Source organism: Pseudoalteromonas prydzensis (assembly GCF_001661495.1).
GTDB lineage: Bacteria > Pseudomonadota > Gammaproteobacteria > Enterobacterales > Alteromonadaceae > Pseudoalteromonas > Pseudoalteromonas prydzensis.
The window spans coordinates 16711-34132 of sequence record NZ_BDDT01000001.1 but is presented as its reverse complement, the minus strand read 5'-3'; the positions used below and the strand labels follow the sequence as shown (position 1 = coordinate 34132).

Here is a 17422-nt window from a genome sequence, read left to right as displayed (position 1 = left end):
CTTAGCTAACTCTATTAGCCACTTTGGCCGAGTTGTAACTCGTAGTTAATGAGTGCTTTTCGCTCTTCTTTAGTAATAAATAAATTGGCAGCCAGTGCACCTTTTTCTTCGCTGTTTTGATGGATAGTGGTTAGCTTAGGTACGAATCGCTGTGCTTCATCAATCCCATCAAACCCGACAATCCTAATTTCCTCAGGTATTTTTAAGCCCATTTTAATTGCTTCGCGCATTGCGGCTAGTGCTATGAGATCACTCATGCAGAGCAAAACAGAAGGGCGCGGCAAGCTACACAGTGCTTCTTTAGCGGCGATGCTAGCAAAGCGTTCACTACTTTCTGGAATATTCCAAATACGGTCATCGGCAATGGGGATATCAAGTTCTGTAAGCGCTTTTTGATAACCACGTAAACGTTGATGAGCTATCGATTGGCCTGCCTCACATTCATGATGTTCATAGACGCGACACAGCACATTTTGATCCAGTAACCGCAGTCCTAATATAGCGACCTGATCGTCTTTATTGTGAAGGGCATGTTTTGCCACTTCGTAGCTTGCTTGCTCGTTATTGATATTAACAGAGGCATTTCTGTCTATATCAAAATCAACAGTTACCACATGTTTAGGCACCGTTTTTAGCTGCTCTACCAATGATTGATTACGTGGACGACCATAACAAATAAAGCCATCAACAAAATCAACGACATTATTTAGGTTGTCGCTGTTGCCTGAAAACAACAAAAGATTGGTACCGTCTTTTTCAAGAACAGAAGCCACACCACGCATAAAACTGCTCGCAACAGGATCTGACACCATATACTCAATACTGTCGGGCAGCACTAGTGCGACAATATTAAACTTACCGCGGCGCAGTGATTGAGCAGCTTTATTCGGCCCAAAATAACCTAGCTCCTTACACGCAGCTAAAATAGATTCGCGTCGGCTTTTTGATAGTTGGTCGGGGCGATTAAAAGCATTGGAAACAGTCGCATTAGAAACGCCAAGTTCTTTTGCGATGCTTTTTAATGTCCAATGATTTTTTTTACTCATACCAGCCTCAAAAATAGTCAATTTGATATAGTCGATAAACTACCATATTTTAATTTAAATCAAAGCGTTAATTACATTAAGCTAAAATTGTATAGAGCTTACTTATTATTGTTGCTCTTAATGCAAAAGGGTTGCTTTTCTCAGTGTAAAAATTAGTACAAAAGGATTGATTTCATGGTGTGCGTAGCGTTGTAACCACTTGATTTTAAAGCTATCCTTTCCTTTTGTATTAAAATGTTACATTGCTGGATAGCTAAAAAGTATCAAATAACCTAAACTTTAACATACGATAATAACAATAATAATGGGATAGTGGCATAGCTTTCATGAAAAAGTACCAACAAAAATCATTGCTTGCTGGGTTATTTGGTTTTCTCGTGTTTATTTTTGGCGTTGTTATTATAGCGAGCTTAGCAGGGCAACGGCTCGGCCAGCAAATACAGACCGATGCAAAGTTATTAATTAACCATATTGATGCTGCTGATGCTGAACGGGAAAAGTTACTGTCTAGTTTAAATGCGTATAATTATACGCAATGCAATGACAGTACACTATTGGCTATGCGTAGAGCATTGTTTGACGCAACCTATGTGGTTGATATCGGCTTTTTTCAAAACGATAAGTTGGTCTGTACTGCAGGCAATGGCATACTCGCAAATCCACTTGATGATAGAGCTCCTGATTACATTGAACGTGATGGAGTGCGAGTTAGGTTCGCTCCAGAATTTTCTCTGATCTTATTTCCTGAGCGTATTATGCAGGTCGTTATTGTGCGCCAACATAATTATAACGTCATCCTTCAACCCTCTAAAATTGATTTACACAGCGTGCATGCTAAGACTTGGCAGGTATTTTTCAAAAGTGATCAGACGATTAATCACTTAACCGGCACTGAAGGCGTGTATAAAAAAGTAAGCTCATCTATGGTGTTACCGTATGAGAGTTTAACGCTCTGTAGCCAAGTGACCCCGAACTATTGTGTTGCAGTATTTTCGCCATGGCGGGAATTCATTAGCAAAAAACGTATGCTGTTCTTGATCTGTCTTACATTATGTGTGTTAGCGGGCTTATCAGCCGGTTTAATGGCAAATTATTATCTGGCGACCAAACGTTCAACATGGCGTAGGGTACGTCGAGGATTACATCAACATTCTTTTTACTGGACTTATCAGCCGATCATAAATTTACAAACGCAACAGGTGATTGGTTGCGAAGTCTTAGCGCGGTTTGAAGATAAGTTTGGCGCGCTTACTCCCGATGAATTTATTCCTTTAATTCGTAAGCATCAACAAACATGGCTGTTTACGCAAACCATGATCACCACCATGTTACACGAGCTGAGTGAAGCTAAAGAGCTGCCTGATAAATTTAAGGTTTCGGTAAATATTTTTCCGTATGATGTTCAACAAGGTCGATTATCAGAACTGATCCACATGCCAGCATTACTCGAGTCTCGGTTTAGTATTTGTTTAGAGATCACCGAAGATGAATACCTCGATTCAAACATTGCCCATAGCCATTTACAAAGTTTGGCTGATGCTGGGTTTACGCTATCAATTGATGATTTTGGCACCGGTTATTCTAATTTAGCTAATTTGCAAAATTTAAGTTTTCATCAACTTAAAATTGATCGCACCTTTGTACAAGATATTGCTACCGCAGGCTTAAAAGCTTCAATGATCCCAAATATTATGGAGCTAGTAACCAAGCTTGGCTATACCTGTGTTGCTGAAGGTATTGAAACGCAAGAGCAAGAAGCTATTTTAAAAACGGCGGGTGTGCAGTATGGTCAAGGTTGGAAATACGGCAAACCCATGCCAATAAAACAATTTAAACAGTTTATGGGTACCCAAAAAAACTCCTAATACCCAACCATATTGACTCTATTCTTATTTAGCCTGAACTCTGATTAAGATGTTTACTAATATATTGATTATCCAGAGCTCAGGTTATTCACACCGTTAATCCATTCTTTTTATGAGTATATTTCAGGTCTTTAGAAGTAGTCGGAATGTAATTATAAAGAATTGATTTTTATTATTTTTCTAAAACAAATATATTGATATTCGTTAAAGTTATATAAAATATATTGTATACAATGATAAATAAATGTTACAAACTATACTCTCAATAACCCGTTCTGGATTGAGATAATAAAAATTATCGAAGGTAAATTATGAAAATTAATACATTGATTCTGGCGCTACCGATACTTGGAGCAAGTACAATGGCGCTTGCAAACACCACTAATGAGCGTTTGTTTACGCCACAAACAGCGATTGTCGATCGTGCTCATCATCATGGTGTTGAGCTCCACCATAATGACAAAGCCCCCATTGCCCAGTTACAAACACAACCGCAACAATTAAGTAATGTGATGATGCGTAGTCAAGCAGCCACAGTGAGCTGTGACTTAACTGCACTTGCTAATGCTAGTACTAGCAGCATTATTACTGAGCTTAAAAGCCAGGGAACTAATTGTGTTAATCAGCTATTTAGCGCCCCTGCGTCAATTCAGGGGCAAGTGTTTAGCTCTGATAATATGTATGCCGTAGCCAATCATGCTAAGTCGCTCTCACAGACTTACGCTGGCGGCGGGGATATTGAGCTAGAGGCGCTATTTTTATACTTACGCGCGGGTTTTTATGTTGAATTTTATAACGATAGTGTAAGTTTTAGTACATGGGTAACGCCCGCAGTTATTGGTGCAATTGATGCCTTTGTAAACAATAGCCACTTTTATGATGACAATGATGGTCATGGTAAAACACTTTCTGAAGTCATCATTACCATGGATAGCGCAGAGCAACAGCATCGTTATTTGAATGTTGTTAAGCAATGGCTAACCCGATTTAATGAAAGCTACGCAGCAAAATGGAATATGCGCAGCGCTGTAAATGGTATTTTTACTTTGCTTTACCGCGGGCAGTGGAATGATGCATTCGTAACTGCAATTGGCACAGATAACGATCTCGTCGCTAAGCTCAGTGCATTTACTCAAAAGCAGTGGATGATTGGATCTGATGCACAGTATTTAATTGTTAATGCGGCCAGTGAACTTGCAAGATTAAAACAGTATTCAGGCACCGCGATACAAACCAGTGTGGATAATGGCTTAAAGGCAATTTTTAGCACCTATAGCAGCTTTGGTTATGGTGATGCGGTATGGCTTGCAGCAGCAGATTCAGTAAGCTACTACGCTGATTGTAATGATTATGGTATATGTGGCTTTGTTGATGATTTAATTGCACAAGCCTTATCTCAAAGTTATAGCTGTAGCAGTACTATTAAAATTCGCTCACAAAACATGACCGCAATTCAGCATGCAGCAGCGTGTGATGCAATGGGCGCTGAAGAGGGGTTATTTCATAATAAACTGGCGACCAATAATACCCCTGTTGCGGATGATAACAACAGCTTCTTACAAGTTAATATTTTCGATAGCAGTGACGATTACGGTAAATATGCGGGAGCTATATTTGGTATTGATACCAATAATGGTGGGATGTATTTAGAAGGTAATCCTGCGATAGTAGGTAATCAAGCAAACTTTATTGCCTATGAAGCAAGTTATGCCAACGCAGAGCATTATGTATGGAATTTAGAACACGAATATGTGCATTATCTAGATGGTCGTTTCGATTTATATGGAAATTTTAACTCACCCACTGAAGATATTGTCTGGTGGTCAGAAGGTATTGCAGAATACGTTGCTAATTTAAATAACAATGATGCAGCAAAAGCAACTATTAGTGATGGCTCACGATTTACATTAGCGCAAATTTTTGCCACTACTTATGATGGTTTTGATCAAGATCGAATTTACCGTTGGGGTTATTTAGCTGTACGTTTTATGTTTGAACGCCATAACGATGAAGTAAATGCCATGCTTGCTCATACTCGAGTGGGTGATTGGAGTGCTTATAAGGCTAAAACAGACCAATGGGCTAATAGTTACGAGAATGAATTTGTACAATGGTGCGATGATTTAGTTGCGGGTACACCAACCAATAGTGCGCCAACAGCGCAAATAAATGGCCCTTACTCCGGTGTACAAAACAATGAAATAAGCTTTACCAGCAGCGGCAGTATAGATAGTGATGGTTCTATTGCAAGTTATCAATGGGACTTTGGTGATGGCAGTACATCTAATGAAGCAAACCCTCTTCATACTTATGCCAGTGCCGGAGAATACAGCGTTGGTTTAACGGTAGTTGATAACGAAGGTGCCAGTACATCGGTGACGACAACCGCGAGTATCGATCAAGACAGCAGTGGTGAAGATGACGTACTTCAAAATGGTCAATCAATTAGTGTGAGTGGCCAGCAGGATGAACTGCAGTACTTCACTTTCGAAGTGTCGCAAGGCGCAAGTGAGCTCATGTTTAACATTGCTGGCGGCACAGGTGATGCAGATTTATATGTGAGTTATGAAGCCACACCTAGTGAAGCTGTTTACGATTGCCGCCCTTATCTTGGTGGCAATAATGAGCAATGTGTTATTGAACCAGCCCAACAAGGCACATATCAAATAATGTTACGCGGTTATAATGCGTTTGATAATGTTCAGCTAACAGCATCGTTTACGCAAGCAACCGCTAATGTGCCAGACGTATGCGCTACTCAAGGGAGTCGCAGCAATGGCCGTTTAAATGATGGCGAAGTGATTTGCTTAGGTAATAGCGGTCCGATGTGGTTTAGCATTGCTGATGTGCAAAGCCAAAATGGGATTGCTATAACCAGCGCTAATGGTAGTGGTGATGTCAGCTTAAGTTATGCCGCCAGTGGTTGGCCAAATGGTAGTAATGAAATCGCTCATTCGAATAATAGTGGCAATGGCGAATGTATTTATATTTCTGCTCAAAATGAATACTGGGGTTATTTAAAAGTCGCAGGAAATAGTAATGGCGCAAGCTTGGTAGTTGATTTTAATAGCCAAGGCTGTCGTTAATAACACTTTATTTTAAGGAATAAAATTCCTACCCTAAGCCCATGAAAATGGGCTTTTTTTGTTAATCTTCGCGCTTATAGACAGCTAACGGGTGAGAGGTACTTAAAGAGACATGTACTTTATCGCCAGGGCTGACTACTACCTCATGACTTACTCGGCTTGTCACAACGGTTTTGCAGCTAAGTTCTACCGCACATAAGCGGCTGCCACCTTCAAAGCGCACCCATACAACTACCCCATTATTGCCAATCTCGCCTTGCACTAGCATCACATCGTCAGGGCGCAGTAACACGTCTACGTCACCTTGCTGGCAATCAACACCGTGAGCGGGTACATTGCCAATTGCTGTGGTCGCTTGGTTATTCGCAAATTGGCCGCGAATAAAACTTGCTTCACCTAAAAAACGCGCAACAAAGCGGTTGTTAGGAATGCTAAAACAACGTTCTGGGCTATCAATTTGTTGGATCTTACCGCCATCGAGCACGCCAACACGGTCGCCAACTGATAAAGCTTCTTCTTGATCATGAGTGACCCAAATTGCCGGTACGCCGGCTTTTTTAAGGGCATTGCGGATATCCCAGCGCAGCATATCTTTGAGTGCCGCATCAAGGTTTGAAAGTGGCTCATCAAGTAATACAAAGTCAGGCTGATGGGCAAGCGTGCGCGCAAGGGCGACGCGTTGTTTTTGTCCGCCTGAAAGGGTGGCCGGCTTTTTATTACGAAATGCCTCAAGACCAAGTAAGGTGATCCAATGATCAGCAATAGCGGTGTCTTTTAAGCGAAAGCAAATGTTTTGCTCAACAGTTAAATGAGGAAATAACGCAAAGTCTTGAAATACCATACCGACACTGCGCTTTTCAGGAGGGACTGTGAGCTTTGGTGTTGCACGCCATTTACCTAAGTTTATTTCTCCTGCACTGATCGGAATAAGCCCAGCCAAAGCTTGTAAAATAGTACTTTTTCCACAGCCGGTAGGGCCTACTAGCATGAGGATTTCGCTTTCACCAAGCGCTAAGTTTAGATCGCTTACTACACGGTTACTGCCATAATCTATAGACAACTGACTTACAGATAGCATTTGTATTTAAATCCTCAGTGTTCGGGTTGGTTACGTTTTTCGCCAGACATCATAATAGCTAAACCGCAGGCAGAGATCAGCACTAATAATAACCCTGGAATAGCGGCACGACCAAAATAGCCCGCTTCATAAACACGCCACAAATAAGTTGATAATGTTTCAAAGCCAGTGGGGCCAAGTAATAACGTGGCTTCTAATTCACGCATTGACTCTAAAAACACTAAAGCGGCGCCTGCGATGATACCACGCATTGTCAGTGGTAAGGTAATTCGGGTAAAGGCCTCGCGAGGGCTGGCACCGAGGACTCGCGCTGATTTCACTAAGCTCGGGTCAAGGTGTTCGGTACTGGTACGTACAGAGCCTACGGCTAAAGGTAAAAAGCGCAGCATATAGGCAATAATTAATAATCCTAAGGTTTGATATAAAAATGGCAATTGCAGGCCGCCATACACTAAGGCAGTACCCATCACTATGCCTGGAATACCAAAGCCAAAGTAAGTGACCCGTTCCATAATGCGACCGGTTTTACCACTGAGAGCGGCATGCGCCACAGGTATTGCGACTATGACAGCCACCACGGCAGCGATAGCCGATGCATACGCTGAATTCCACGCAATACTAAAATCAAATGAGCTAAAGCCATCGCGGGCGAGCCACAGTGAAAATATCGCCAGTGGTAAGCCGATAGCTAACAATAAAACCGGCGCAAACATAGCAAACATGGCCCCGAGTTGCCAGTTGTTAGGGAATAACATTAACGCTCGGCCGTGGCGTTCGCTGGCGGTTTTTATTTGTGATTCAATCAACAGTAAAAAACCAACGATCACTAATAATTGTAAAGATAACATAGCAGCGCGGCTTAGTTCAAAGGAGTTGTACTCAACATAAATAACCCGAGTGAAGGTATCAAGGCGCATCATCGCTGGCGTACCAAAGTCTGACAAGGTATACAGCGCAACTAATAATGAACCTGCGGCAATACCATTGACCACTCGCGGTAAAATAACTTTAAACACACTTTCGGTCATCGACATGCCTAAGGTACGGGCGGCATTAACCATGCTTGCATCAAGACTGAGCAATGACGAGCGGGTAGTCATCATCACAAATGGAAAAGTGTAAAGCGTCATAACAATTGCGGCGCCACTGAGGCCATCCATCGAGGGCAGTTCAATGCCGAGTAGGTTATGGATCTCCCCCCCTGAGCCAAAAGCCGCGTAAAGGGTAAAGGCGCCAATATAACTGGGAATAGCTAAAGGGGCTGCAAAAAACACTAGCCACAGCTTTTTAAAAGGCAAATGGACATACGCACTAATAAAGGCCAGTGGCACTCCGATCACAATGGAGCCAATAACAGTGAGCACCATTAATGACAGCGTATTGCCGAGAATTTTTAAATTATGGCTATCAAACAAAGAGCTGGCATCAGTGGCCAGCGTAATTAAAATAACAATAGGGGTTAACGTAATGAGCGCTGCAAGCAGCGCCATTGGGTAAGATGGGGGTAATCGCATTACAGTACGCCGTTATTACGCATCAAATTAATCGTTGGCCGTAAATCAGCGAGCTGAGTTAAGTCTATCTTCGGTGGCGAGATACTAGTTAAAGCAGGTAACCCCTCTGGTAATGCTACACCATTAACGAGTGGGATCTCATACGCTTCACGGGCTAAATAACCTTGCACTTCAGTGCTTAATAAATAGCGCATAAAGTTAGTCGCAAGTGGATCTTCACTAAGCGCTAAAATGCCCGAAGCATTGACTAAACATCCAGCATCTTGCTCGGTAAAGGCTAAATCAAGCTTGGCATCAGGTTTGCCTGATTTTAAACGCAGCGTGTAATAATGATTTGCAAAACCAATATCCACTTCACCGCGTTCAACCGCCATCACTACACCCAATTCACCGGCGTAGGTTTTAGCGCGCTTTTTAACTTTTTTCAGCCACTTCGCTGTTTTATCGTCACCTTCGAGAATACGCATTGCGGTGACAAATGATTGAAACGATGCGTAGGCAGGTGCCCAACCAATACTTAAGTCGCTGTCAGCAATTTCCATAATACTGGTTGGAATTTGCTCTTTTGTTAAACGTGACGTGTTATACGGTAAAGTACGGATACGGCCTGTTACAGGAGCCCAATCTTTATAGCGAAATTGTGGCTGTAACTGTGCTGATAAATCACTAGGCATTGGTTGTGCAAGGCCTGCATCAGAAACTAGGCCAATCGCACCAGAATCAACAGCCCAAAATAAATCGGCTCTGCGAACGCCGGCTTTTGCTTCAGCGACAATGGTATTTGCTAACGCAGCCGTAGGACCGCGACGAATACCCAATTTAAAATCAGGGTTCTTCTTCTCAATTGCTTGTAGCACATTTTCGTATAATCCCCCTTCACCACGACCTAAATAAAGGGTCAGCTCACCTTTTAGCTTAGGTAAGTCATCCACAGAAACAGGGTTCGCAATGCTGGCTGCTAGTGCGCGAGACAAAGGCAATGGTAATGTACCAATTGCCCCAAACGCAGCTAGGCCTTGGATAAAGGTCCTACGTTTCACTTAAAATACATCCTTACGTGCTTTCTCGGCTTTCTCGAGTAATACTTTTGCGCGGTCTAATTTAGTGTGCATGTCAGTTATCACATCGCGTACTTCATCAACGCTTTTGTTATCGGCAATTGCTTTAGGTAGCGTCACGTTAAAGTCTTTTTCTAGTACTTCAACAAGTTTTGCATCTTGCTCGATGAGCGTACCTTCAACACCTTCAAACAAGTGCAGATAAGTATCGTGAACAATGTTGGTGGCTTCATCGCTTAAGCGCTCTGCATATTTGGCAACAACACGGTCAAGTTTATGTTTAATTTCATCAATCGTGGCACTTTGAGTCATACCGGCTGTTGCGGTCGCTTTTACGTTTGCGAGCAAGCCTTTTTGTTGGAATTGCGCAGCTAGTTTAACAGCGCCAAGGCCTTGCCACAATGCGGCATTCATAGCAGCTTGTTGCTTACGAGCGTCGCTCGCTGGCTTGTTGTTATCAATGGCCATTTTTACGCCGTAAATACCTTGCCAGATAGAGGCGTATACAGGTACGTAATTTGTTTCAATTGCGCTGTGGAATTTAACTGATTCCCAATATTCAATTAGGTCGTCGCTTTTAACGGCCTTAGCGCCTTTGCTTTCGTAGTCACTGACCATGGTATCGACTTTGCCGATCATCCATTCAACTTCTTCAGAGTAATCTTTAATATTTGCTTGTAGGTGATTTACATGTTCGCCAATTGGGCCATTTGCCAATACAGGTTGTGCAACAAATGTTGACATTAAAAGAAGGCTGACACCTAAAGTTGTAGCTGATTTGAATACTGCTTTCATAACTGAGGATCCGAAAGGTAATTGTAAATGATAGCCATTATCATATCGATAAAAATGATTAAAAGCAATATACCTAAATTTACACTTAAAATCCTATTTTTTCTATATTAATAAATAGCTTAATGAAAGTAGCGAGGTACTTGGGTTGGGTTTAGATGTGCAGTTGTTGATATATTGAACAAAAGTAACAAAATAATACACTTATTTTTTAATTAATGCGCAAGTAAGTAAACGTTTTAAGCTAGTTCTCATAACTTAAAACGTTTTATAATTTTAGTGACTTAGCTTAACGTGTTTTACTATTTTTATAGCTTCGCCATCTACATCTAATAGCGCAGTAACGGTTACTAAGTTAAGCAGGCGATTAGGTGCTAATTCAAAGCGGTAGGTTTTGTCTTCATAAGGGACTATTTCGACAGCCTGTTGCTGTGAATTTATCGCAATAGCTTGTTCATAGGAGTTGGCAGACAAAGTTAATGTCCCTGTGGTTCTTCCTGAGTAGGGCCCAGATAATGTGACATTGAATAACCAATTACCCTTATCACTTTTACTGTGCTCTACAGTCAGTTCTACACCATTAAAAAAGGGAAGTGTTTGCTGTAAAGTTGATTGATAGTTTAGTGATTGCCACTGTAGCTGTTGTTCTACCACAATGCGCGCCGTGTCTTTAGGAAGGACTAAATCAAGGTTGTGCGTCCCCGAGCTTAATACGTTGCTAATGTGTTGGGTATTTATAATCTCTTTATTGTCATTAAGGAAGCTTACATCGGCAGACATTTTTAGATCAAAGTCGCTTGGATTATAAACTCTTAAAAAAGCGTCTTGTTGATTAAAGTAAATGTGTGAGTCGAAACCTGATAATGTTTTAAATCCATTATGGCCTAATTGTTTTATGTAATGGTGGAGAATTAAAGTCAATTCGGTATGAATACTTGTATGTTGCTCAGTTGACGGTATCTTGGCCATTAAATTGCTCAGTTCAGTGTCGCAGTTATTGAGTTGAGACAAGTGCTGTTGGCAGGTTTTAAATAGGCGACTCAGTAAATTAGATTGTTTAAATAACCAAGGGTTAGTTACCTGTGTATGGCCTGAAACTCTTTGCCTTAAAGATATATGCGAAAAAAGGTATGGTGTAATTGCATGGTTATTATTTTTACTTAATAAACTTATTTTTTCAGCATCCAAGCTTTTGCTTAATGCTTTGGTTAAAGGAATCGCAAACTGTTGTTTAATGACCTGATTATATTTAGCTTTTACGGTAATGTTGAGCTGCGATTGGTCTATCTCAATATTTAATCCAAGCAGATTATTTTGCGCTATAGCGTGTTTTATTTCAGGTGTTAAAGCTATTTGTAAAGTTTTCAATTCCTCGCTATGACTACTCTCAATAACGATTCGTTCACCATCAATGACTGTAAACGATAGCAAATGATCTTCTTTGGGGCGTTCTGTGCCGATAAACGTAGTGCGGTATTGTTTATTATGTTCGCTACGTGCTAGTTGCAAAGCAATCCCTATTTCGCCTCGATGTATGTGTGAAGCTTCAAATTCAATTAAAGCAGCAACTTGGTTGTTATTGGCAATATTGATTAACTCATGTTTAGCGGGAGCAGGGAAATCCATGACGGGGTGAGTAGCAGTGTTAGCGGGGTTTATATCTAATCGCGCTAGTTTATCTGAGTCGGTGTTTCTTAACCAATAAGCGTTACCATTTTGCTCCCATGGGCCTGAGACAATATGAAAGCTCGGTTTTATTTCTTTAACAAAGTCAGCAAACCCTTGTTCGATTGCTTGCCAATCTTTAAATGTTTGTTTAAGTAGTGTGTTAGCTGTTGACAGCGTGGCTTCACTATGTGGGTTTGCTAACCTAAGTTGTTCTAAAAAATAGGCAAAATATTGTGCTCTTTCGGGCGAACTTAAAAGGTAATGAATTATAAAGAAATTAAGCCCGCGTTTGAGTGCAGGATCATCGTTTATTTGCTCAATGGTGGGTTTATTAGCACTGTAATATTGTTTTAAACCCGTTTCAATATAGTTCATGGGCGCGCGGTCAAACACCATAACGGTGAGCTGTTTTTGTTTTGGATCGTAAACATGATGAGCTACAGAGTCTGCTAAACCTTCTGTGATCCAATTAGGAGCCCAGGTTGAGTGACCATTAAGAGCCATGTGAAAAGCATGCATGGTTTCGTGAATCACAATATAACGTTGATGATGCTCTCGGTGACTGGGGAAGTTATATCCAGCACGATTATAAAACATGGTTTCACCGCCAGCGGTTTTATGAACACCACGTAAAAAACCATCATCTAGCATTGCTTCACGCACCCTTGCGCGGCTACTACCATATACTACGGCAATGCGTTGACGTCCAATATTAGGTGGCTCCATGCCAAATAAAGCAACATAATGGGGATAAGCCATTTCTAGTAACTCTAAATATAGGGTGACTTTTTCCTCAGGAAGATCGCTTTTTAGCGCGAAATGCTTACTTATCCACCAATTATAACCCCGACTATTCCCTATTTTACCATCGCTGTAAGTCGAAGGGATTGTCTGCCCTAAAAACTCAATATCAATGTTATTCATGGTACTGGTATAGCCCTGTACTGAGATGTCAGCCTTTAATGTTTTATCTACTTTGGCCAAGGGGATGGTGGTGTCTTGTGCAATATCACTTTGTTCAGTGCCACAAGCTGTTAGTAGTGCGAGAGTTATTAAAAAGAATATGTTTTTTATCATTATGGTTGTTTTATTTGTATATTGTATGCAATATAAAATACTGTGTTTAATTTAAAAAGTAAACTATGAATAACAATCAACCATTAAAATCCACTGCGCCAAAGCAACCTAGTAAAACTGTGAAAGGGGGCTGGCAAGGTTTTGGTCTAGCTTTTTATATTGCTAACACCATGGAAATATTCGAACGCTTAGCATGGTATGGCTTCTTTGCTGTTTCATCTGTCTATATGACCACACCTATAGAACAAGGTGGCGTAGGGTTTAGTGATGCACAGCGCGGAGCCGTGCAAGGAATAATTCCTTTCTTTTTATACTTGTTACCAGTGATCACCGGGGCACTTGCAGATAGGTATGGTTACAAAAAAATGTTTGCTGCTTCATTTATATTAATGGCGCCTAGTTACTATTTTTTAGGACAAGTAACTGAGTTCAGGCCATTTTTTATGATTTTAATGTTGGTGGCATTTGGCGCGTCGTGTTTTAAGCCTGTGGTTGTTGGTACCATTAGTCAAAATACCAATGACTCAAACCGTGGTCTAGGTTTTGGTATTTTTTATACTATGGTTAATTTAGGTGGTTTTATAGGCCCTCTAGTTGCTGGATATTTACGAGCAATTAGCTGGGACGCAGTATTTATAATGTCTGCGGTATGGATCCTGATAAACTTTATACCCCTTGCTTTTTATCGGGAATCGAGCCGCGAACGTGATGAAACCAGTTTGAAATTGGTTTTACAACAAGCTCAACACGTATTGGGAAATAGCCGCTTCGCCTTATTGCTATTTGTGAGTGTAGTTATTCTAATGGCAGCAGGAGTGAGCTGGTTAAGTTACTCGCAGGCATTCTTATTTATCGCGATTTGGTTGGCTTTAAATTGGATATGGGATAAAGCACTTAGCAGTAACCAAAGTAGTCAATGGTTTTACCAACCAGTACGAGTGAGCAATCGCGATTTTGCCCTCTACTTAGCTATTTTAACAGGGTTCTGGACTGTCTATAATCAACTTTTCTATACCTTACCGCTGTTTATTCGAGATTATATTGATACGCAGGATTTGGTAGCTTTTATGGCTTTTTTTGGTCAGTCCGCGGTGGATTTTTTTGCCTATGTGGACAGCCAAGCTTTACATAGTAAATTGCAAGCTCTTGCAGCTCAGTACAGTGCAATACCCATAGCTGATGTCAGCTTAGAACAGATCCGTTTAGAACTGGTGCACTTAAAAGTGAATGTACCAATTGATGAAATAGCTTTGTTTATAGAGCATATACACACATCACATTTTAGTGAGGAGCAGAGCCGCCAACTCGTTGCCAATTGGCTAGTTTACCGTCAGATTAACCCTGAATACCTTATAAACTTAGATTTTGCTGCTATTGTATTATTACAAATAATCGTTAGCGTTAAGTGCCAACACTTTAAAGTAATATCAGTATTAATTAGTGGTTTAATTGTTACCGCAGGGGCGTTCTTGCTACTACTCTTAATGAGTACAGATTTATTTGCGTCAACCTTGGGGGGAGCCACCATTGTCGCGGTGATCCTATTGATTGCATTAGGCGAAATGCTAACTTCCCCAAAAAGTCAGGAGTATGTTGCGAGCATAGCCCCCAAAGGTAATGCAGCAATGTTTATGGGCTATTACTTTGTTTCTATGGCGCTTGGTTTTTTATTTGCTGGTTTTTTATCTGGCTGGAGTTACGGCTACTTAGTCAAAATTCGGCAACAGCCTGAACTGATGTGGTTATTGTTTGCTTTTATTGCTTTGATAACTGGCTTGGGTTTTTATTTGTTAGCACGGTATAAAAAGGATTCGAATCGTGAAGTTTAAATATGTGTGTGTTTTTACCTTTCTAATAATCACATTTTACACTCAGAGCATATATGCAAATGATGCTAATTATAGAAATTTAATAGATCGAGTGGGTAGCCCTTATTACTTGCAAGACTTTGAACATGGTGGGCATCAACGCTTTAGTCCACTTTTTGATTTAGGCGCATGGCATGGGCATATGTTGCCAACTGAAGAAAATATCGGCGCGTTCACTGGGCCTGCTATTATAACTGAAGAGTACCTTAATTTTATTGCTCCGTATTTTGAAAAGCTCACTGTTTATAAAGGTGGGGAAATTAGCAATGCTAATAAAGTTAAGCTCACTATGCAGGCATACAGTCTGCCTGGCGCTTTAGTACAAGAGCTTAGGGGAGACGGGGTGCAAATCAACTTGATCCTGCGTTTTGTTACAAATCGTACGTCTTTGGTGAAAACCCAAATTATCACCGAGAAGCCACTTATTCTACAGTTCGAAGGGCAGCTTGTTGAGCATATGAGTGCTAAAAATGGCAAGGTAAAAGATGCACGTTCACCGTTTGCGGTATATCCACAATTACAGCCAAAGTGGCAAGTAACAGACGGTAATATAACGTTGAGCTTTGGTAAAGTACGTGCTTTTGGCCAGCTACTCACCTCGGGTAGCTCACAGCTACAATTACATAAAACCTTGCCGGTTAAAACCACACACGGCAAGCTGAGTTATGTAAGTGACACTAATATCGCTGGTGATCACACTTTTTATACTACTTACTCATACCTGTTGGATAGCCAAGAGGTAGCGAGAGAACAGGTCAAGATTGCTGATATTCTAAAGCAACCAGAGAACTACTTATCAGGCAGCAAAAAACGTTGGCAACATTATATAGAACAAGCGATCAGACCCATTTTAAATAACGATCTAAGCTATCAACGATTGGCGGTAAAAAGTGTAGAGACCTTGATAGGTAATTGGCGTAGTAAAGCCGGTGCTGTGGGGTTTGATACCGTAAGTCCTGCCGTGACGGGTCGCTGGTTTTCCGGTAATCAAACCTGGCCGTGGGATGGTTATAAGCAAGCTTTTGCTCTGGCGACTTTTCACCCAGAACTAGCAAAGCAAAATCTCAATGCGGTATTTGAACACCAAATAATCGCAAATGATGCTGTAAGACCTTGGGATGCTGGGTTTATTCCAGACTTAGTGGCTTACAATTTAAGCCCTGAGCGTGGTGGCGATGGTATTAATTGGAATGAACGAAATACCAAACCGAGCTTAGCCGCTTGGGCTGTGTGGCAAGTTTATCAATACACAAATGATAAGCAATGGCTTGAGGAAATGTTTGCAAAGCTGATTGCGTATCGACATTGGTGGTTAACAAATCGTGATCACAACAATAATGGTGTACCAGAGTATGGCGCAACGGTTGATAAAGCCCACAATACAAGTGATGGCAAGTTACGATTTGAGGTCAATACAGCTAATGGTTGGCAAGCGTTCAGTGGCCTAACAAACTACCAAAATGCATTAAAAACAAACCCGCAAGGGCAAGTAAAAATTCCTGCGCAAACCGCTGCATCGTGGGAGTCTGGTCGAGATGACGCTGCGGTGTTTGGATTCATTAACAGCGAACAACTCGCAAGGTATATAAAAAATGGCGGTCAAGCCGCTGATTGGCATGTTGATTTTGCACAAAATTTTGATAACTCGGGGCGTTTGATTGGCTACTCACTACTGCAAGAATCAGTCGATCAGGCTTCATATATGGCAGCAGATAATCGCTATTTAAGTAAAATGGCTAAAGAGCTGAATTATCCTCGCCAGGCTAGTTACTTGTTAAAACAAGCCACACGATTAAGAGATTATATTAACCGTTGCATGTTTGATACAACGACAGGGTTTTATTACGACATAGAAATTGCGCCGCAGCCGCTTGAAAATGGTTGCGCGGGTAAACCCTTAATTAAGCGTGGAAAAGGTCCTGAAGGGTGGTCGGCGTTATTTAATCAAGTTGCCACGGTTGAACAAGCGCAGCAAGTGGTTGATGCAATGCTGGATCCACGCGAATTCAATACCCATGTGCCGTTTGGTAGTGCCGCATTAACCAATCCTGCCTTTGGGGCCGATATATACTGGCGTGGCAGAGTATGGCTTGACCAAGTTTATTTTGGTTTAGTTGGAATGAGCCATTATGGTTATTGTGAAAAAGCGCAGCAGCTAAGCGAGCAACTACTTACACATGCTGATGGCTTATTAGCAAGTGCGCCTATTCGTGAAAATTACAATCCTTTGACAGGCGAGCAACAAGGCGCGCCAAATTTTTCTTGGAGTGCCGCGCATTTACTACTCATTGTACAAAAGCAAGGAAAGTGGTGTGATTAAATACATTGCTTATTATAGCTGGTTAGGGCATTTTCCTTGTAGCAAGTAAG

The 17422-nt window shown here is 41.3% G+C and carries 10 protein-coding genes; 4 read left to right on the top strand and 6 right to left on the bottom strand.

The window, feature by feature from the left end:
• Positions 1-14 precede the first annotated feature (14 nt).
• Complete coding sequence (locus A7968_RS00130) at positions 15-1046, bottom strand: LacI family DNA-binding transcriptional regulator (protein WP_064664559.1); 1032 nt, start codon at positions 1044-1046, stop codon at positions 15-17.
• Between the two features lie 326 nt (positions 1047-1372).
• Between A7968_RS00130 and A7968_RS00125 the strand changes: the two genes are divergently transcribed.
• Positions 1373-2911 carry an EAL domain-containing protein gene (locus A7968_RS00125; protein WP_064664558.1) on the top strand — a complete coding sequence of 513 codons (1539 nt, stop codon included), beginning with the start codon at positions 1373-1375 and terminating at the stop codon, positions 2909-2911.
• Positions 2912-3222: 311 nt separating this feature from the next.
• The gene (locus A7968_RS00120) at positions 3223-5997 is read left to right on the top strand and encodes a collagenase (protein WP_084447939.1); all 2775 of its coding nucleotides are present in this window, start codon (positions 3223-3225) and stop codon (positions 5995-5997) included.
• Between the two features lie 61 nt (positions 5998-6058).
• Here the strand turns inward: A7968_RS00120 and A7968_RS00115 are convergent, their stop codons facing one another.
• From A7968_RS00115 to A7968_RS00095, 5 genes are all read right to left on the bottom strand, one after another.
• The gene (locus tag A7968_RS00115) at positions 6059-7075 is read right to left on the bottom strand and encodes an ABC transporter ATP-binding protein (RefSeq protein WP_064664556.1); all 1017 of its coding nucleotides are present in this window, start codon (positions 7073-7075) and stop codon (positions 6059-6061) included.
• A 14-nt stretch (positions 7076-7089) separates the two neighbouring features.
• A complete protein-coding gene (locus tag A7968_RS00110) occupies positions 7090-8589 on the bottom strand; it encodes an ABC transporter permease (protein WP_064664555.1) in 1500 nt (499 codons plus the stop codon).
• Entirely contained in the window at positions 8589-9629 is a 1041-nt protein-coding gene (locus tag A7968_RS00105; RefSeq protein WP_064664554.1) for an extracellular solute-binding protein, read from the bottom strand. Before A7968_RS00105 ends, A7968_RS00110 begins: the two co-directional genes overlap by 1 nt.
• Positions 9630-10442 carry a hypothetical protein gene (locus tag A7968_RS00100; protein ID WP_064664553.1) on the bottom strand — a complete coding sequence of 271 codons (813 nt, stop codon included), beginning with the start codon at positions 10440-10442 and terminating at the stop codon, positions 9630-9632.
• A 273-nt stretch (positions 10443-10715) separates the two neighbouring features.
• Positions 10716-13184, bottom strand: a complete 2469-nt coding sequence (locus A7968_RS00095; RefSeq protein WP_064664552.1) for a hypothetical protein — start codon at positions 13182-13184, stop codon at positions 10716-10718.
• 65 nt (positions 13185-13249) lie between these two features.
• Between A7968_RS00095 and A7968_RS00090 the strand changes: the two genes are divergently transcribed.
• Together A7968_RS00090 and ygjK are read left to right on the top strand one after the other, a co-directional pair.
• Entirely contained in the window at positions 13250-15013 is a 1764-nt protein-coding gene (locus A7968_RS00090) for an MFS transporter (protein WP_064664551.1), read from the top strand.
• Complete coding sequence (gene ygjK / locus A7968_RS00085) at positions 15003-17372, top strand: alpha-glucosidase (RefSeq protein ID WP_064664550.1); 2370 nt, start codon at positions 15003-15005, stop codon at positions 17370-17372. Before A7968_RS00090 ends, ygjK begins: the two co-directional genes overlap by 11 nt.
• The last annotated feature ends 50 nt before the right edge of the window (positions 17373-17422 follow it).

What these genes read in the sequence shown, in the direction of transcription:
- A7968_RS00130 (WP_064664559.1), bottom strand. Translation starts at nt 1,046, where the DNA reads ATGAGTAAAAAAAATCATTGGACATTAAAAAGCATCGCAAAAGAACTT.
- A7968_RS00125 (WP_064664558.1), top strand. Translation starts at nt 1,373, where the DNA reads ATGAAAAAGTACCAACAAAAATCATTGCTTGCTGGGTTATTTGGTTTT.
- A7968_RS00120 (WP_084447939.1), top strand. Translation starts at nt 3,223, where the DNA reads ATGAAAATTAATACATTGATTCTGGCGCTACCGATACTTGGAGCAAGT.
- A7968_RS00115 (WP_064664556.1), bottom strand. Translation starts at nt 7,075, where the DNA reads ATGCTATCTGTAAGTCAGTTGTCTATAGATTATGGCAGTAACCGTGTA.
- A7968_RS00110 (WP_064664555.1), bottom strand. Translation starts at nt 8,589, where the DNA reads ATGCGATTACCCCCATCTTACCCAATGGCGCTGCTTGCAGCGCTCATT.
- A7968_RS00100 (WP_064664553.1), bottom strand. Translation starts at nt 10,442, where the DNA reads ATGAAAGCAGTATTCAAATCAGCTACAACTTTAGGTGTCAGCCTTCTT.
- A7968_RS00095 (WP_064664552.1), bottom strand. Translation starts at nt 13,184, where the DNA reads ATGATAAAAAACATATTCTTTTTAATAACTCTCGCACTACTAACAGCT.
- A7968_RS00090 (WP_064664551.1), top strand. Translation starts at nt 13,250, where the DNA reads ATGAATAACAATCAACCATTAAAATCCACTGCGCCAAAGCAACCTAGT.